Annotated in this window: 16 protein-coding genes and 3 pseudogenes; 9 read left to right on the forward strand and 10 right to left on the reverse strand. The window is 59.8% G+C overall.

Annotated elements, in window-relative coordinates:
• Nucleotides 1–21: 21 nt before the first annotated feature.
• Both OKW44_RS09275 and OKW44_RS09280 read right to left on the reverse strand, forming a co-directional pair.
• The gene (locus OKW44_RS09275; protein ID WP_018424683.1) at nucleotides 22–1197 is read right to left on the reverse strand and encodes an L-rhamnonate dehydratase; all 1176 of its coding nucleotides are present in this window, start codon (nucleotides 1195–1197) and stop codon (nucleotides 22–24) included.
• A gap of 23 nt (nucleotides 1198–1220) precedes the next feature.
• Nucleotides 1221–2561 carry an MFS transporter gene (locus tag OKW44_RS09280; protein ID WP_018424682.1) on the reverse strand — a complete coding sequence of 447 codons (1341 nt, stop codon included), beginning with the start codon at nucleotides 2559–2561 and terminating at the stop codon, nucleotides 1221–1223.
• 136 nt (nucleotides 2562–2697) lie between these two features.
• Between OKW44_RS09280 and OKW44_RS09285 the strand changes: the two genes are divergently transcribed.
• Nucleotides 2698–3633: a LysR family transcriptional regulator gene (locus OKW44_RS09285; protein ID WP_018424681.1), complete on the forward strand. Its 936-nt coding sequence runs from the start codon at nucleotides 2698–2700 to the stop codon at nucleotides 3631–3633.
• On the opposite strand, the gene OKW44_RS09290 is transcribed toward OKW44_RS09285, so the two are convergent.
• Together OKW44_RS09290 and OKW44_RS09295 are read right to left on the reverse strand one after the other, a co-directional pair.
• Complete coding sequence (locus tag OKW44_RS09290; protein ID WP_239499260.1) at nucleotides 3608–3820, reverse strand: hypothetical protein; 213 nt, start codon at nucleotides 3818–3820, stop codon at nucleotides 3608–3610. The two genes, OKW44_RS09285 and OKW44_RS09290, sit on opposite strands and share 26 nt — an antisense overlap.
• Nucleotides 3789–4238 (reverse strand): MFS transporter, encoded by a 450-nt coding sequence (locus OKW44_RS09295; protein WP_239499259.1) that lies wholly within the window; start codon nucleotides 4236–4238, stop codon nucleotides 3789–3791. The genes OKW44_RS09290 and OKW44_RS09295 overlap by 32 nt, the downstream gene beginning before the upstream one ends.
• Nucleotides 4239–4797: 559 nt before the next feature.
• Here OKW44_RS09295 and OKW44_RS09300 point away from each other — a divergent pair.
• The 6 genes from OKW44_RS09300 (at nucleotide 4798) to OKW44_RS09325 (ending at nucleotide 10014) form a co-directional block, all read left to right on the forward strand.
• Nucleotides 4798–5028: an NHL domain-containing protein gene (locus OKW44_RS09300; RefSeq protein ID WP_239499258.1), complete on the forward strand. Its 231-nt coding sequence runs from the start codon at nucleotides 4798–4800 to the stop codon at nucleotides 5026–5028.
• Nucleotides 5029–5099: 71 nt separating this feature from the next.
• A complete protein-coding gene (locus tag OKW44_RS09305; protein WP_018424680.1) occupies nucleotides 5100–6080 on the forward strand; it encodes a glycosyltransferase family 2 protein in 981 nt (326 codons plus the stop codon).
• Nucleotides 6081–6288: 208 nt separating this feature from the next.
• Nucleotides 6289–7554, forward strand: a complete 1266-nt coding sequence (locus OKW44_RS09310; protein WP_018424679.1) for a flippase — start codon at nucleotides 6289–6291, stop codon at nucleotides 7552–7554.
• A complete protein-coding gene (gene glf, locus OKW44_RS09315; protein ID WP_018424678.1) occupies nucleotides 7544–8674 on the forward strand; it encodes a UDP-galactopyranose mutase in 1131 nt (376 codons plus the stop codon). Before OKW44_RS09310 ends, glf begins: the two co-directional genes overlap by 11 nt.
• Entirely contained in the window at nucleotides 8646–9158 is a 513-nt protein-coding gene (locus OKW44_RS09320) for a hypothetical protein (protein ID WP_018424677.1), read from the forward strand. The genes glf and OKW44_RS09320 overlap by 29 nt, the downstream gene beginning before the upstream one ends.
• 529 nt (nucleotides 9159–9687) lie before the next feature.
• A complete protein-coding gene (locus OKW44_RS09325; protein ID WP_018424676.1) occupies nucleotides 9688–10014 on the forward strand; it encodes a recombinase family protein in 327 nt (108 codons plus the stop codon).
• Here OKW44_RS09325 and OKW44_RS09330 read toward each other — a convergent pair.
• From OKW44_RS09330 to OKW44_RS09345, 4 genes and pseudogenes are all read right to left on the reverse strand, one after another.
• Nucleotides 10002–10142: pseudogene (locus OKW44_RS09330) on the reverse strand (UDP-galactopyranose mutase); the annotation flags it as partial. The gene OKW44_RS09325 and the pseudogene OKW44_RS09330 sit on opposite strands and share 13 nt — an antisense overlap.
• A 151-nt stretch (nucleotides 10143–10293) precedes the next feature.
• Nucleotides 10294–11460: a hypothetical protein gene (locus OKW44_RS09335; RefSeq protein ID WP_026226568.1), complete on the reverse strand. Its 1167-nt coding sequence runs from the start codon at nucleotides 11458–11460 to the stop codon at nucleotides 10294–10296.
• A gap of 440 nt (nucleotides 11461–11900) precedes the next feature.
• Nucleotides 11901–12242, reverse strand: a pseudogene (locus OKW44_RS09340) (alpha/beta fold hydrolase); the annotation flags it as partial.
• Nucleotides 12243–12559: 317 nt separating this feature from the next.
• Nucleotides 12560–14353 carry an outer membrane protein assembly factor BamB family protein gene (locus OKW44_RS09345; protein ID WP_026226567.1) on the reverse strand — a complete coding sequence of 598 codons (1794 nt, stop codon included), beginning with the start codon at nucleotides 14351–14353 and terminating at the stop codon, nucleotides 12560–12562.
• Nucleotides 14354–14598: 245 nt separating this feature from the next.
• Between OKW44_RS09345 and OKW44_RS09350 the strand changes: the two genes are divergently transcribed.
• Both OKW44_RS09350 and OKW44_RS09355 read left to right on the forward strand, forming a co-directional pair.
• Nucleotides 14599–14841 (forward strand): trehalase family glycosidase, encoded by a 243-nt coding sequence (locus OKW44_RS09350; RefSeq protein ID WP_429410847.1) that lies wholly within the window; start codon nucleotides 14599–14601, stop codon nucleotides 14839–14841.
• A 118-nt stretch (nucleotides 14842–14959) separates the two neighbouring features.
• Nucleotides 14960–15413, forward strand: a pseudogene (locus tag OKW44_RS09355) (hypothetical protein); the annotation flags it as partial.
• A gap of 161 nt (nucleotides 15414–15574) precedes the next feature.
• Here OKW44_RS09355 and OKW44_RS09360 read toward each other — a convergent pair.
• Both OKW44_RS09360 and OKW44_RS09365 read right to left on the reverse strand, forming a co-directional pair.
• On the reverse strand, nucleotides 15575–15910 hold the full coding sequence (locus OKW44_RS09360) for a hypothetical protein (RefSeq protein ID WP_018424670.1): 336 nt from the start codon (nucleotides 15908–15910) through the stop codon (nucleotides 15575–15577).
• Nucleotides 15911–15946: 36 nt separating this feature from the next.
• Nucleotides 15947–16933: a sugar-transfer associated ATP-grasp domain-containing protein gene (locus tag OKW44_RS09365; RefSeq protein ID WP_018424669.1), complete on the reverse strand. Its 987-nt coding sequence runs from the start codon at nucleotides 16931–16933 to the stop codon at nucleotides 15947–15949.
• Between the last annotated feature and the right edge of the window lie 46 nt (nucleotides 16934–16979).

Here is a 16979-nt window from a genome sequence, read left to right on the forward strand (position 1 = left end):
GCTTTCCTCGGATGGGTCCACTCATTCGACGATGTTGAAGTCGGCAAGATACTTGTCGCTCAACTTGATGCCAAAACCCGGCACGTCGTCCGACAGTTGCAGATAGCCATTTTCCGGCTGCGGCTCGCCTTCGAAGATGTAGTAGAACAATTCGTTGCCCACTTCGACATCGAACACCGGGAAGAACTCCGACATCGGGCTCGCGGTGCTCGACATCGTCAGATGATAGTTGTGCATCTGTCCCGCATGCGGAATCACCGGCACCGACCACGCTTCGGCCATCGCGTTGATCTTGCGCGCCGCCGTGATCCCGCCCACGCGATTCGTGTCGTACTGGATCACGTCGATCGCGCGGCGTTCGAGCAGATCCTTGAAGCCATAGCTCGTGAACTCATGCTCGCCACCTGACACCGGCATCAGGTTCATCTTCTTCAACTCCTGATAGCCTTCGACGTCGTCGCCGATCACCGGCTCCTCGATCCAGCGTGGATTGAATTCGGCGAGGCGCGGCAGCATTCTGCGCGCGTATTCGAGCGTCCAGCCCATATAGCATTCGAGCATGATGTCGACTTCGTCGCCGACCAGTTCACGCAACAGACGCACCTGTTCGATGTTCTTCGCCATGCCTTTCGGGCCGTCTTTCGGACCGTAGCCGAAGCGCATCTTCATCGCGGTGAAGCCGCTGTCCAGATAGCTTTCCGCTTCGCCGAGGAAAGCGTCGCGATCATCGTTGTTGTAAAGCTTCGATGCATAGCACCAGATCTTTTCTTTCGTGCGCCCGCCGAGCAGCTTGAACACCGGCTTTTTCACGGCCTTGCCCATGATGTCCCACAGCGCGATATCGATCGCGGAGATCGCCGCCATGCCGATGCCTTTGCGGCCCCACGCGAGCGTGCGGCGATACATCTTCTGCCAGATGTATTCGTTGTCGAACGGGTCTTCGCCGATCGCGATCGGCGCGAGGTATTCGTCGATGATCTGCTTCGCGATGCGCGGCGCGAGCGCGCAATTGCCGATGCCGACGGTGCCGTCGTCGCATTCGACTTCGACGACGAGCCAGCCGTGAAAGCGGAACGACCCCATCGCGTCGCCACGCTCGTACAGAATATCGACCGCGTTCGTGCAGAAATGCGCTTGCGGCGGCACGACTTTGCCTTTCCACTCGAAAACACGCGTTCGGATACGCTTGATTTTCATGTTCGACGATTTCCTTCAGAGAGTCAGTGGCCCGGGCGTTCGCCGAGCGGGCCGCTGCGATGAGAGACGGAATGCGAGGCGGCAGGGGCGAAGCGGAACGTCAGCAGCAGCAATGCGCCGATCAGGCCGACCACCGCGAGCGAGAACATACCCGCCTGCGAAGAGCCGGTCGCGCGCTCGGCCAACCCTTTCAGATTCGGCGCGACGAAGCCACCCAGATTGCCGATCGAATTGATCAACGCGATGCCGCCCGCGGCCGCGGCGCCACCCAGGTAACCGGTGGGCAGCGTCCAGAACAATGGCTGCACGCAGACGAAACCGATGGCGGCGAAACAGAAGGCGGCAATCGCAAGCGTGACCGACGACGTCATCGCCGACGCGGCAATGCCGAACGCCGCGAGCGCGAGCATCGCCGCGGCCCAGATACGGTGATGACCGTGGAGGTCGGCGTAGCGCGTCACCCAGAACGTGCCGATGATCGCGGCGATCCACGGAATCGCTGTCAGCATTCCGACCTCGACGCCCACATGGCCGCCGCTCGCGAGCCCGGCGATGCGGGTTGGCAGATAGAACACGACGCCATACACGCTCATCTGCACCGCGAAGTAGATCAGGCCGCAGAACAGTACGCGCGAATCGCGCAGCGCCCCGAGCACCGAAGCCGGACCATGCGCGAGCTTCTGGCGGTCTTCCTGGCGCAACGCCTGATCCAGTGCATCACGCTCTTCGCCATCGAGCCAGCGCGCCTGCACGGGCCGGTCGGTCAGATAGAAGTAAGCGACGACGCCTACTACCGACGCCGCGAGTCCTTCGATGACAAACATCCATTGCCACGGATGCATGCCGAACGGATTGCCCGTATCGAGCAGCAGACCCGAGATCGGGCTGCCGAGCAGGAGCGCGAGCGGGAAGCCGAAATAGAACATGCCAATCGTCTGCGAGCGCGTTTTCGCGGGAAACCAGTTCGACAGGAACAGGATGATGCCGGGAAAGAAACCGGCTTCGGCGATGCCGAGCAGCGTGCGCAGCACATAGAAGCTCGTGGCGCTGTCGACGAAGGCCGTGCACGCGGACACGATGCCCCACGTGACCATGATGCGGCTCATCCAGACGCGCGCGCCGAAGCGGTACATCAGCAGGTTGCTCGGTACTTCGAACACCGCATAGCCGATGAAGAAAATGCCGGCGCCGAACGCGAACGCCGCGTCGCTCAAGCCCGTGTCGGCCTGCAGCACGTTCTTCGCGAAGCCGACGTTCGCGCGGTCGATGAACGCCAGTACGTACATCAGGATCAGAAAAGGCAGCAGCCTCGTGCGCGCTTTGGTAATCGCGCTGTCGAGCGCGGGGCTCGCGGTCATCGTCATGCGTCGTCTCCGGTTTTGTCTTGTCAACGCGAACGGCGTTGCGATTGCCGTCCTGCGATAACCGCTAGTGTGCGAAACTATCCGATAACTGACCACTGAATAATTCGAATCGGCCGATTCGCTAAAGTTATCGCTCATGATCCCGCCCGCCTCCACCATTCGCAAACGCTTGCGCCTGCGTCATCTGCAACTGATGGTCGCGCTGTCGGAAACAGAATCGCTGCGCCGCGCCGCCGACGATCTCGCGATGACCCAGCCAGCCGCGACCAAGGCCTTGCAGGAACTCGAAGACACGCTCGGCGTATCGCTGTTCGTGCGCCATGCGCGCGGCATGGCGCCGACGATCTTCGGCGAGGCCGTGATGCGCTATGCGCGCGTCGTGTTCGAGGATCTCGACGAGTTGCGCGAGGAGTTGGCCGGCATCGAGGCCGGCGACATCGGCAAGGTGCGCATCGGCGCGGTGATGGCGCCGTCGCCCGAATTGCTGACAAACACGATCGTCAAGCTGAAGGAAGCGCACCCGCGCCTGCAGATGGCGGTCACGATCGACACCAGCGACGTGCTCGTGCAGTCGCTGCAACAGGATCAGCTCGATATCGTGATTGGCCGGATTCCCGATGGCTTTCCGGCGCTCGATCTGAGCTTCGAAACGTTGGCGGAAGAGGCGCTGTCGATCGTCGTGCGGCCCGATCATCCGGCCGTGAAAACAGGCAAACAAACGGGCACGCGGCCGAAGCTCGCGGACCTCGCGCGCTATCCGTGGATCATCCAGCCGCATCCGAGCCCGATGCGCCAGGTCATCGATCAAACGTTTCGCGAGTCGCGCGTCGCGCCGCCGGTCAGCACGGTCGAGACGTCGTCGATTCTGACCACGCTGTCGTTGCTGCGCGATTCGGACATGCTCGCCGTACTGCCGAGTTCGGTCGCGCAATACTACGTCGCGCTCGATGCGATCGCCGCGATCGCGACGCCGCTGCGCGGCCGGCTCGCGCCGTATGGGCTGATTCTGCGCAGAAACCGGCGCATCACGCCGGCGATGCAACTGGTCATCGATTCGATTCGCGCGGCGTGAGGTTTTCCGCGAAGCGCAATTCGCCGCCCGCATTGATGTCCGCGAGATCCGGGTGAGCGCGAGCCGCGTCGAGCGGAATATCCGGCCGCATGAAGAAGGTCGCGACGATGCCGAGCGCGAGCAGTCCGAGCGAGCCGGCGAACGGCAGCGTCCAGCTACCCGTGCGGTCCACGATCAGGCCGAACAAACGACAGGCTCATGCACGCCGCCATGACCGGCAGCGACTTCACGACCATCACCGGTGCGAGGAACACCAAGGCACCGAGAAACGCGCAGATGATCACGTTGCGGCGCGCCGCGACGACGTTGCGCGTACGCTTCAACACGCGGTCGCTGAGCACGCCGCCCGCGGTATTGCCGACCACGCCGGACAGAAACACGCCCGCGGAGAACATCGCCGAGCTTTTCAGATCGAGGCCGCGACCGTGCATGAAGAACGTGGGCAGCCAGGTGAAGAACAGCCAGCCGGTCCAGCCGTAGCAGAAGTAGACGAGCATCGTTGGTGCGATGCGTTTGAGCAGACGCCGCCACGGCGTGGGCTCGCGTGTCGCTTCGACCGCGGATCGACGGACCGGCGGCAATTGCGTTTCCTGGTCCGCGGTCATATGGCGATGCTTGCGCGGATCGTCCGTGAAATACCATGCGAGACCACGACCCACACGAGCGTCAGCGCGGCGACCGCGAGAAACGACACCCGCCACGGCCACGCGGACAACGCAGCGTCTTTTGCGCCCCCGTTGACAAGCCAGTATCTGCTCAGCGATACCCGCCGACGCGGCGGCCCGCCGAGTCGTTACGATTTGGGCTCGTTCTGCCGTGTCCCGAATGTCGGCGTCGATCCGACAGGAATCGTGCTGAAGAAAGCGATGCCGCAATACACGTTCAGCGATACAGAAGCGCAGCGCTTTGGAGCTTTGTCACCGCCCGGTAGGGCTTCGCCCGCTGGACATGTGAAGTTTTCTCGCATGGCTCATTGAACTGGATGACGCATACACTCGAACAAACGCGCCAAATCTTCAGCGCTTCGGGTCAGTGTTTCAAATGCCCTCGCGCCAAGGACTATATTCAAACCTTGCCTTCCGGCTGATTGCCCGCTACGGGGCGTCGACGGATCATTCCGTCGACTACTTGCGTCAAGACAGATCCAAGGGTGTGTGTCATGAGATGTCCCATTCGTGCATGGTTGGTGCGGCGGGCTACGCAGGTGACGGCGGTCTCGCGGTTCACGCGATGCTGTCGGGTCCAAGGGGGCTCGCGTTCGGGCGTGACGGAGCGCTGTATGTCGCCGATGGTTTCAGGATCCGCAAGATCACCGGACTCCCAGGTCGTCACCGCTGGGATTGCCGGGACAAACGGCGCTACGGCCTTGACGGCAACGATGGTGACGAAGATTGAGGTCAGAATTGCAGAGCAAAACAACGGGCATCGCTTGGCCCGGAGAAACCGAAGCTTCCAGGAGCCTGTCCATGTCCGCGCCGAGAATCAGCGTTCTGCTGCCGGTCTACGAGGTCGAGGACTATATCGAAGACTGTCTGGATTCCCTGCTGTCACAAACCTGCACTGATTTCGAAATCATCGCCGTCGACGACAGCAGCCCCGATCGCTCAGGTGAAATCGCCGCCCGCCTGCTCGCGCAACAGGATCGCATTCCATGGAAGTTGATCAGGAACACCGACAATAAAGGGCTCGCTGAAACGCGAAAAATCGCCGCATCGGAAGCGCGCGGCGACTATGTGCTCTGCGTCGACAGCGACGACCACGTTCATCGCGATCTGATTCGCACCGTGCTGCGCGAAGCCGATCAGCACGACGCCGATGTCGTCATTTTCGCCGCCGAACACGTAAGCCCCGATGGCGCCGTCAACGCTCGCATCGATTCCGGCGACTGCATCATCACCGGCGTGCAAGCCATGCAGAAAATCATGGGACTGGAACTGCAAGCCTTTTGCTGGAACAAACTCGTGCGCCGTTCCATTTTCGTCGCGGCCGACCATCCGTGCGGTCTCATCTACGAAGACATTTGCGTGACGGTGCAGACGCTCGCCAGCGCGAAAATCGTGCGGCTCATTCCGGACAGCCTTTACTCATACATGTTCCGCGAATCGGCAATTTCCAGGCGCTTCAACCCGCGGGTCGTCGATCTTTTTGTCATCATCGACCGCGTTGAAAAACGCACTGCGTTCCTCCCGATTCCCGACTACAAACGTCTGTTGTTCCGGCTCAGATACATCTTCGGATACCGCACGATCGCGTTTCAGGCCGCTATGACCGCGCCGCGCTACGAGCTCGCGAGCCCGATCCTATATAGCGTTTCGAAGAAGCTGCGTGTGAAGCAACGGATCGGCATGTATGCGGACGGGCGGCCGAAGCTCTCCGTTGCGATGACGATGCTCAAGATCCATCCGTGGATCTTCTATTGCTTCGTAAGACGCTTCAATCATCACTGATCCGGCGAAATGCGCCATCTGGCACATAACGCAGAGCGCGTTGGAAGTATCCGTTTAACCCTCTGAAAGGCACGGCGTTTGCGTACCCCAACGGGCCGCGCCTACTGACGACGAAATCTGGTGACCCTGCGTATGACATATATGATGGACTTATGCTTATGCCGCGCTTGTCCTGAACTTTCATCGAAGTATTGAAAACGGTCTAACCATGGCGAATTCACTCCGACAGAACATCGTCGCGCTGACCATCCTGCAGGCGGCTAACATGCTGCTGCCGCTTGCAACCGTTCCCTACCTGTTGCGCGTGCTGCGCCCGGAACACTTTGGCGCATACATCTTCGCACAAGCCATCATTGGCTACCTCGTACTGCTGACCGACTACGGTTTCAACTGGTCATCGACTGCCCACGTCGCACGGGTCCAGAATGACCGGTACGCGGTGTCGAAGATCTTCTGGGCGACGCAAGGCGCCAAGGCGCTGATCGCGGTGGTCTGCCTCGCGATGCTGCTGTTAGCGGCGTTGTTCGTGGCAAGACTGCGCGAATTGCTGCCGGTTCTGCTGGCGACCTATCCGGTCGTGATCGGAACGGTGCTGTTTCCGCAGTGGCTGTTCCAGGGTCTGGAGCAGATGACGCTGACTACCGTTTCGATGCTGAGCGCGCGGCTGCTGCTGCTTCCGCTCACGTTCATCCTGGTGCACTCGCCGGCCGACACGTGGATCGCCTCGCTGATCAGCTCGATGAGCGTGGTTGCTGCCGGACTCGTCGCCTCGTTCCTGATCGTAAAAGACCGGATGATTGTCGCGATGGTGCCGGGCAAGGAGGAGATCCTGGAGACGCTTCGTGACGGCTGGCACACGTTCATTTCCACCGCAGCGATCAGTTTGTACACCACCACCAATAGCGTGGTGCTCGGATTTATTGCGGGGGATGCCGCTGTTGGCTTCTTTGGCGTCGCCGACAAGATCCGCAACCTCGCCCAGGCGCCGCTCGGACCGGTCGCCAACGCGGTGTACCCGCGCATGACGGCGCTCTTTTCCGAAGACTCCGCCAAGGCGTTTGCGCTGGTGCGCAAGATGTTTTACCTGGCGGGCTCGTCCATGTTGCTGGCTTCGGTCGCGCTGTGGGGCGGCGCCGAGTTGATCGTTCGTATCGCGATGGGCTCCGGGTACGAGCCGGCCGTGATCGTCCTGAAGTGGATGGCGCCGATGCCACTGCTCATCGGGCTGAGCGGTGTATTCGGCGTGCAGCTGATGCTGCCGCTCGGCATGAAGAAGAAGGTCAGCGAGATCCTGATCGTCGCCGGCCTGTTCAATCTTGCCATCCTCGTGCCGCTTGTATGGTTTTACGGCGCTCAGGGCGCGGCAATGTCAGCGCTGGCCACCGAGTTTCTCGTCACGGCCTCGATGGCGCTTTACCTGATCAAATGCAAGGTTCCGGCTTTCCAAACGAGGGTGCGCACAGATGAAATATGACTTCCTTATCGTAGGCGCCGGCTTTGCGGGCGCGGTCTGTGCCGAACGCCTCGCGGCAAGCGGAAAACGCGTGCTCGTCGTCGACAAACGGAATCATATAGGCGGCAATGCCTACGACCGGCTCGATGAGAACGGCGTGCTGATCCATCCGTACGGTCCGCATATCTTTCATACCAACAGCAAGCGGATATTCGAATACCTGTCGGCTTTTACCGATTGGCGCTTCTACGAGCATCGCGTGAAGGCCTATGTAGACGGGGGTCTCTATCCAATACCGATTAATCGCACGACGATCAACAGGTTATATGGCCTCGACCTGAACGAGCAGGCCACCGTGGCGTTTCTAGAGTCGGTACGTGAAGCGCGAGGAACCGTCTCCACCAGCGAAGACGCGGTGCTCAGCAGCGTTGGCCGCGATCTGTGCGAGAAGTTTTTCCGTGGCTATACGCGCAAGCAATGGGGACTCGATCTTTCTGAACTGTCCGCGGGTGTCGCTGCGCGAATCCCGACACGTTCGAACGACGACGACCGGTACTTCACCGATACGTATCAATTCATGCCGGCGCAAGGCTACACCGCGATGTTCGAAAGGATGCTTGGCAGTCCGGACATCGAGGTACGTCTGTCGACCGACTATAACGAGGTGAAAGCGAGTATCGAATGCGGACACCTTGTGTACACAGGACGGATTGACGCGTATTTCGGCTATCGCTTCGGCAAGCTGCCGTACCGCAGCCTGGATTTTCAGCACCAGCATCTGAGCGACGTGGAGCGCTTTCAGACGACAGGTACCGTCAACTATCCGAACGATCACGAATACACGAGGATTACGGAGTTCAAGCACCTCACCGGGCAGCAGCATCCGGGCACCTCGATCGTCAGGGAGTATCCGCGAGCCGAAGGTGAGCCGTACTACCCGATTCCACGCAAGGAAAACGAGGCATTGTTCCTGCGCTACAACGCGCTTGCGGAGACAGTTGCCGATATTACTTTTGTGGGCAGGCTCGCGCAGTATCGCTACTACAACATGGACCAGGTCGTTGGTGCGGCGCTTAAAGCTGCGGAAGGGCTCATCCAGTCACGCAACGACGTTGCAGAACAGGGCGTTCGAGTTTCGTGAAACCAATTTCGTGGAAGTGATGGTGCCATGTTTCTCGTCGAATGCCTTGCATGCGATAAAGGACAGCTTTGGATGGACCAGCACAGGCTGGGGTCTGGATTACCTGTGGCCCAAACAGGTCGCCCCGCTAGGGAAGGTTGGCATTGTCGACCGTTTTGCCGTGTTGCATACACGGCCGGTCGCCTCAGCGGACCACAGCATGGCGTGGTCGGAATTGCATCAGACGCTCGCGCAATACGGAATGCGCGCGTCGATCAAGGTTCTGCGGGGCAGAACACGCTACATAGGCAAAACCTATGCGAGCGGTCGGCTGGGCAACCCAATGTTGTTCATCCATGCAGTAAAAGGCAGCCATCCTGCGCGACGGAAAAATCTCATCGCCTATCTGGGGCTGCTGAAAGAGTATCTTCCGTGGCTTCACTATACCAAGCGCAAAACGCAGCCATATTGGGCTCCGAATGGACGTTCGAGTCCCTTAGGGTAACAACATGGATAATTGATTTGAATGCCGTATCGCTGCTGCGCCGTAGTGATAAAGGCACCGGCATCACCAATCTTGTGAACGCCTGAAACGGCTCTGCGATCCGAACACGGCCAAAGCTAGCCAACCGGGTTGCGGCTCCAGCAGCTTTCGTCCAGCACTTTGCTGACTGACCAGCACTTCGCAAGCTGAACAGCGTCGACTACCCGCGACCGGCACTAGCCTCACGAACTGGTACGCAATGTGCAAGGGTTGATCGCATCGCAACGCTTCATATCGCGACGCGCTGGATCCGCACCGACGTCGCGTACTACCAGCGCACCGGCAAGCTCGTTGGACCTCAAAGCACAATAGATGAATGCCCGCAGGGCTCCGTCCAGCAAGGGCTTCAGCCGAATGGAAGCGAAGGCTCGACCACTGGTGTGCTACGCGTGCTGATGCAGCTCTATCCGGACGCGATGAGTTCGACGAAGCTCGATTGCCGCGAATAGATTTGCTGAATATAGCTAGTACGCCGCAGGATAGATGAACCATGTCAACGAAAGCGCAAAGCGCGACAAGCAACACGCCACGAATCTATACATGCGCCCGTTTTTCGAGTTCACAGCAGGCAGACGGTAGCTCGATCGCGCGGCAGGATGCCTACGCGGAAGCGTGGGCCGAGCAGCACGGCCTGATACTCGATCGCTCTTTACGCATGGAGGACCGCGGCAAGTCCGCTCACAAGGGCGAGCACGTAAAGAAAGGCGGCGCGCTCGGCGCGTTCATCGAGCGTATCAAGGCCGGTGACGTCGTACCCGGCGATACGCTGATCGTCGAAAACCTTGACCGCCTGAGCCGCCAGAGTGGAATCGGATAGTACGACTCGCCTTCGGCTCGCGGATACTCCCTGACGATCGAGGTTCCCTGATGCTGGTGCCCGGTGAGGTACTTGAACTCCGTAATCCTCGTGTATTCGTGATCGTTCGGATAGTTGACGGCACCAGAGTCACCGCCATGAACAAGCGCAGTGCGCACTCGATTCGATAGATAGCAGCGCGCTCTGCGTTATGTGCCAGATGGCGCATTTCGCAGGGTCAGCGGCTATTGAGGCTTCTCACGAAGCAATAGAAGATCCGGGGATGGATCTTGCGCATCGTCATGGCGACGGAGAGCGTCGGCCGCTCGTCGCATCGCGCTTGCCAGTCACGACATACCACGCTCGGCGACCGTTTTTCCACAGCGCGCGCACTCGCCGATAGATCGCGCGGCTCACACGCTTCGACGCTTCAAGCGTCCCCTTGGTGGCCTGCGGCGGGTGATCTTCGAGCCAGCGCAGCCGTGCTTCGATATCGCGTTCACGGTCCGCGTAGAGTGCAATCGGGAAGGGATGGCCAAGCCTCGCGTCGTAAAGCGCGCGAGCGGCATCGACGATGTCGCGGTTCTCCTCGCGCTGGGTAAAGTACGCGATGTGAACGAACGGCACGCTGCGCGTACAAACGATTCGCAGCTGGTGTCGCGCGCAGTACATATGCATCATGTGCTCGTCGTCTTGCCCACCGTCGTCGATCATGTCCCATAACTGCTTGCGAAAAAGAATGCAGCCGATCGAATAGCGCGATCCTGAGGGCACTTCGCAAGGTTCGAGGTCCCGCGTGGCAGCGATGAAAGCATCAGGCTGAAGCGTGGTCCGTTCATGCAGCCAGCGCGCGATGTGCGGATAGCCCCATATCGTGCCATTGGTGCCGATCTCGATCTGCTCCGCAGGGATGATTCGCATCGGAAAGCGCTTGTCCCCGTCGGCTCCGACGAAATGGGGATGCGCCTGGCTCGTGAAGTACTCGCGCTCCAGGTTCATCACACGCATCACCTCAGGGAAGCCCCAGTTGTTGTTGTTGATCAGCGGGGTGACGTAGGCAAGCTCGTTCGCGCTTTCATTTTCCGCCGCGTCGTACGTGGCGAGCATCTTGTCGAGCCACTCGCCGGCGATCGGGAACGCGTCGTCGTCCACCTTGCAGATCAAGTCGATTTCGGCGAGCGCCGGTTGCGAGAGTAGTTTTTTGATCGTGCGATAGGGTGGGCCAGGCGGAATGTCGTCGACGACCCGAACGATGCCCGGAAAAAGTCTTGCATAGCGCCGCGCGACGGCAAGCGTGCGTTCCGCGTCATAGCCGCCCCGGCAGTTCTGAAGCAGGATGAACTCGACGCCTGTTGGCCGGTACGCCATGTGACTGGCGAGGGTGAGTTCGAGCGCTGCATAGTCGCGACAGAGCAGGACCAGAATGGCGACTCGCCTCGATGCCACGTTAGAACCGGATGCAGTCATGCTACTCCTTCGTAGGTAGCGACGAGCACATTGCCCAGGGAACATACATGCGAATATCGGACGGCACCGAACCTGGCATCACGTGCATCACGAATATGCCAGCACCAACGGTGCCGATGCTAATAACCGCGCCTCCGGTCGCAGCACCGATCGCGACTACTCAAGAGACAGGACGGAACACACCGGTTCATCATAGTACAAGCGAAGATGAAGTGAAGCCGTATTCCATAGCGCGTCGCTGTTCTAAGCCAATCAACTGCGGGGAGGACGTTTTATGAATTATCGGACATTTCAGTGCGCTAAAATCCGCCAAACCATCATGGCGGGTGGCAGCAAATGCCGACTGCCGCCCGGAAAGCGTCGCCATGTGCCACCTCAACCGTTCCCGACAGCCTCCTACCCGTGATGCTACCCACGCTTCGGGCCGGCGACCCCCCCTGCAATCCGGATAGCAGACGCAACCCGATGTCAAAGGGAAAAAATCGATCTTCTCTACCCCAGACGATCAGTGTCGGCGCCTTGATCTCCGACAATCGCAGTTGGTAGTCTGTGAACTGCCTGGGGTTTGCTGCCATACTCGCCAGCCAGCTTTCGACGTGGTGCTTGTTGGCTTGCAAGTTATTGACACGCTGTTGCAGCAGGTCATCGGTCAGTGCCGAAGGATCATAAACAAACACATTCATCATGCGTTTGACGTTTTCCAGCGTGGGCTCTCGATAAACGAAATTCAGTAGCTTGATCCCTTCTGTCGGCTGGGGAACGAACGTGCTGGTCCCACCGGTATCGGTTGGAGAAATTATCTTTTCAATCTGATTTTTAAGGACAGCCACAAAGTGAGCTAAGACGATAGGCTCGTCGAACTCGATGTCAGGGCACTGTGAATAAAGGACCCGAGCGCGAAGGAACGCGCTGCTATCAACTATTAAAAAAGATTCGCGATGTCGTGAAGCGCTCGCGGCAATGCCTGCGTCGACGACATCGAATTGTGATCTGTCCGCAGGACGCGCGCAGCGGCGCGATACTGCGAATCACTGCGCGCAATAAGGGCAGAGTGGTTACTCTTGCGAAAAAGGTACCGTATTCCTAACGAATTTAGCAGTCAGAGGCCATAGGCATGAACCACGTGGTCGCTACCAGCGACGAAGACTTGCCCGTTCACGACCATCGGCGACGCGAAGTTACCCTCGCCGGTTTGAACTGGCGTGTATTGGCGGTGGAAGAGTATGGCCCCGTCCGCTGCATCCAATGCGTAAAAGTCGTTGCCCAAACCGTCTGCGTAATACACCACACCATTTGCGGCGACGGGCGGGATAGCCGGGTTGAACGAGGATCTGTTCAAGCCGACTTGCGCCTGCCACACGGGTTTGGGGTTCACAGTACAGTTGCTGTCGATCGACAGTGCAATGACCCCGTGTTTGTATAAGTTGTTGCTCCCCGAACCGCCAGGGGACACGACGTAAAGCCGATTTAGCACCGGGTCGAATGCAGGAAGGCCTATGTTGCTGCCCTCGACTGAACTGAGGGAAATCGTCAACTTTTCAATGGGGCCCTGCTGCTGAATAGTGGCTCGGTTATAAATGAAGAGGTTGCCGGACTTGTTGTAGGCCGCGAGCATCGTCGGGCAGGTGGGACGCTGGAAGAGCAATGCTGTAGCGCCGAAGTCGGAGTCCGTGCTGGGCGGAGAAAGCGGCGAGTTCGACGCGGCTACCGCCAGGGTCGGCGTGAGCTTCACGACGTGCTCCGCGAACGCGGCATTTTCCGGATTGGCGAATGCGTTGCCCGTGAGTGCATAGACGACCGTGCCATCAGGCGGAATCGATACGCCGCCCACACCCCATATACCGCCCCCGTCTGGCCCGCTTGCGCCGTCTGGGTACCAGCGTTGCAGAATCGCAGCTGGGTTGGTGGTGGACGCGCGGACGACCTGTCCATGGTACGGCACCGTATCGCAGGGGTCGCCGGCTGTCGCCACGTATATCGACGAACTATCGGGACTGAGCGTCAAGCCGCCATAGACCATCGTTCTTGGAGAAGCGTTGGCTGCGTCTAGAAGTGGCAGGTTGAAGCCCGGGAGATCCACGCCGGTCTGGAGGTCGTACGCATGCAGGTAGCCTCGCCCGCTCACAACGAAAATCCGGTTGTTGGCATGGTCGATGACGGGCGTGCCCTGCACCCCGATCTTGCCTTGGAACAGCCCGGTGCAGTTCGACGTCAAGATAGCTTGAGGGATAGGGGCGCTTTGCCAAATGACCGCCCCTGTCGCGGCATTCAGTGCCCATGTAGTGTTCCCCTCTGTCGCAACATAGACGATATCGGTTGGCACCCCTTTGATTGTCACCCCGGTAGCCAGTACCGGCTGAGTCAGGATGGCACCGTCCAGGACAGGTGACTTCCAGTGCTCTTTCAACGTCGTCACGTTGGTCTGGGTGAGCACCGTCTCGACTGAGTTATACCCAGTCCGCTGCCTGTTCATGCCATACGTCGGCCAGTCGGTCGTCGTAAAGGTTGGCGCGGCGACGGCCCCTGGTGTCCGGCTCAATGTAGCTTTAGTCGCTGCTTCGGGAGCTTGGTACGGCGTATCCACCGCCGGCCCGGTATCGTCGAGGAATTTATTCGGATTGATCTTGTCTCCGCCGTTCTGTTTGTCTACGTCCGATCCATCGAGGGCGAAGGCTGGCGGCACTTTCGGTCCGACGCCAGACGGGTGCGTGCCATGAGGGAATGGGTTCAGTGCGTTTGACGACGCCTGAGCGGCTATTGCAAGACCCGGCGCAGATGCCGCAGCCGGTGCCGCGTTCGAACTTTGCGCTTGTGCGCCCGAGGCCGCCATGCCGGCGAGGATCAAAGCTGCAACGAGCCGAGAAGCGTCGATAACGTTGCGTGCGTTATTCATGTAGCCACCTCTTGGAAACTATTAGCAAAACGTGAGGTTAATCCTAGGCCATCAAAAATCAAGCGCAAGAAATGTCCGCTAGGGACTACGATCTGGCGGACAAAGAACTGTCCCTATTGAGTAATGCAAGGCTCACACACCGTTCGGCTGCTTCATCCGAATGCGCGATTTCGCTGGAAGCAGATCGGCACACCCGGCGACCCCGTCCAGAGCGCTAGTCGCTAGCGCTTTTAAAGAAATGGGGAATAAACACCCGCTTCGGCGGCGACGCGAGCGACAAGTCCGCGGGCGGCGGCGAGTATCCGTTACAGGACGGTTTCGGCTGGACCAATGGCGTGCTGCGCGTGCTGATGCAGCTCTATCCGGATGCGGTGAGTTCGACGAAGCGGGCCGATCTGCCGGGCGGTGCGGTCGGGGTATCGGATGCGGCGGCATCGACGGCGGTCGCGCCGCAGACGTCGCACAGTACGTCGCGCGCGGGCCATTAGTTATGGAGGAGGTATTAGCGATACCAGGATGACGGGTTGACTGCCTGATGGCACCGCACGCCGTTACGATGCTTTCGATAGCTCGACCGGCTTCTAGTCAACCTGGAAACTCCCAAAGATGAATCGCAAGCTCGACGTCCCATCGGCGGAACCGCTGCCGCCGCAAGCGCAGGCCACGACGGCCGACGAAGCCACCGCGCACTGGCAGCGCAAATCTTGGCGTATGCGTGTTCGGCTCGTTCACGACCATCGTCGCGATGACGCTGCTGCTGCCGTTCCTGCCGCTCTACGTCGAGCAACTCGGCGTCAAGGATCACGCGGCGATCTTCGTGGCCTTTCTCGCGACGGCGTTCCTGATCCGCGAAAAGCCGGTGCGCAAGCGCGCGGACAGCGCGTCGAAGCAGGGCGCGTGGGCATCGGTCGACGACAAGCGGCCAGCCATCGCGATGCTTGCCACGGGTCTGCTTCTGATGGTCGCGAACATGTCGATCGAGCCGATCATCACCGTCTACGTCGCCCAGCTCACGAAGCCTCAAAGCGTGACGATGGTCGCGGGCTATCAGAAGCCGGGTGATAGTTGACTAATGAATTGTGTGGATACAGCGATCACCGGGATTATCGCTTTCATCCTTCGCCCATAGCCGGGCGTTGACTGTCAGGTGTTGCTTGGTGGCCCCGGATAGAAGACGTGCCTCTGCCGGTCCGCAGAGCGCGGCGTGCCCATAGCTGCGCTTCATGCGTCGTCCTTCCCCGTGCGCGCGACGCTCAGCAGTTCTCTAACGCGTCGCGCGAGATTCGACAACGCGCCGCCGGACCGCGCGACGGCCTGCTGTCTGTGTGGCATATGTTGCAGATCGCGCCAGTCGTCATCGAGCGCTCTTGCGTGAGCGTCGGCGCCATACGGCCATTCGACCACCACCGCGCGCAAGCGGGCGGCGCGCGAGCTTCTGTCGGCGCGATCGATATACGCATTGATCTCCGACGCCTCGTACCGCGCCGATTCCTCCGAATCGACGGCAATGAAGTCGTTCAGTCCTTCGATATGGACGCACCATAACTGTTCGCTCACGTCGCGTCTCCTACTACGTTTTCCTGGCCTGCCCGATCAGCCCAGTGGCAGCCGTGCAAACTCAGGTTCAGCCCTCAGCCGTTCCCAATGCAGATCCGCGAAGCACGGGCCTTGCGTCGCCTCGCTGAATTTGACGTCGTTGTGCTTGCCGTTCCACTCCATCACCTTGACCTGGCCGTTCGCGTCGACCGTGAGATCCCAGCCGATGCAGCGCGCAAACGGAATCTTCCTGTGCAGGCGTAGCACGGTGGCCATGCATTTCTCGAAACATGGAATCTTCACGCCCGCGAAGCGCGCGCCCGAGTCAGGATGCGCGTCCACCGCGGCCCAGTCGCTCATATACCCCTCGTCGCACAGTGCGCCCGTTTCGAGTTCGACCGGCACGCATACCTCGCGATCGCTCAGCACATGCGTATCGTCCGCTCTGCCGAGTCGCAAGTAGCAGGCCCGAATGGAAATGCGACCGGTCTCGTCCACCACGGTCGTGAAGCGCAATGTCGCCACCGGCTTCGCAGCAAACGTAGCGAACAGACTGTGCTGCTTGATGAACGTCTGAATCACGCCATTGCCGAGCGATCTGATGACCGCGGGGTCGAAGTTGGGACGGTCGAAGAAGTAGACACCGTTGCCCTGTCCGGAACCGTCGAGCTTGAATACGACGCGTTCGGTATGCTCGAACACGACGTCTGTCAGATCGCGCTCGGGCACCACGACGCCTTTGTCGGTAAAGAACAGCCCATTGGCAAAGTACGCGACGTCCGGCAATTCGTCGCCGTCGAAGATCAGCCGTGAAATCGGCTTGAGGCTCGAAATCTTGCCGTACCAGCCTTGCATATGCGGCACGACGACGATGCCGTAGTAGTTGTCCGGAATCCAGCCTTCCTTGAAAGTGCCGCAAAACGCGGTATAAACGCGCAGCCAGGGTGCGTAGACCGGGTCGCCGAACACGTCTCGCGCATAGGTGTCCGCGAGCCGCAGTTTGTTCGGATCGGTCTTGCCATACCTGCTTTCGAGTCGCTCCAATATTTTTCTCGCCTGCAATTCGTGACCGTGGTGAAAGCGGTAAAGC

This window comes from Paraburkholderia lebeckiae (genome assembly GCF_050436325.1).
GTDB lineage: Bacteria > Pseudomonadota > Gammaproteobacteria > Burkholderiales > Burkholderiaceae > Paraburkholderia > Paraburkholderia tuberum.

Excerpts from the sequence above, each read along its gene's own strand:
- OKW44_RS09275 (WP_018424683.1), bottom strand. The coding sequence starts at position 1,197 with ATGAAAATCAAGCGTATCCGAACGCGTGTTTTCGAGTGGAAAGGCAAA.
- OKW44_RS09280 (WP_018424682.1), bottom strand. The coding sequence starts at position 2,561 with ATGACGATGACCGCGAGCCCCGCGCTCGACAGCGCGATTACCAAAGCG.
- OKW44_RS09285 (WP_018424681.1), top strand. The coding sequence starts at position 2,698 with ATGATCCCGCCCGCCTCCACCATTCGCAAACGCTTGCGCCTGCGTCAT.
- OKW44_RS09295 (WP_239499259.1), bottom strand. The coding sequence starts at position 4,238 with ATGACCGCGGACCAGGAAACGCAATTGCCGCCGGTCCGTCGATCCGCG.
- OKW44_RS09300 (WP_239499258.1), top strand. The coding sequence starts at position 4,798 with ATGTCCCATTCGTGCATGGTTGGTGCGGCGGGCTACGCAGGTGACGGC.
- OKW44_RS09305 (WP_018424680.1), top strand. The coding sequence starts at position 5,100 with ATGTCCGCGCCGAGAATCAGCGTTCTGCTGCCGGTCTACGAGGTCGAG.
- OKW44_RS09310 (WP_018424679.1), top strand. The coding sequence starts at position 6,289 with ATGGCGAATTCACTCCGACAGAACATCGTCGCGCTGACCATCCTGCAG.
- glf (WP_018424678.1), top strand. The coding sequence starts at position 7,544 with ATGAAATATGACTTCCTTATCGTAGGCGCCGGCTTTGCGGGCGCGGTC.
- OKW44_RS09325 (WP_018424676.1), top strand. The coding sequence starts at position 9,688 with ATGTCAACGAAAGCGCAAAGCGCGACAAGCAACACGCCACGAATCTAT.
- OKW44_RS09335 (WP_026226568.1), bottom strand. The coding sequence starts at position 11,460 with ATGACTGCATCCGGTTCTAACGTGGCATCGAGGCGAGTCGCCATTCTG.
- OKW44_RS09345 (WP_026226567.1), bottom strand. The coding sequence starts at position 14,353 with ATGAATAACGCACGCAACGTTATCGACGCTTCTCGGCTCGTTGCAGCT.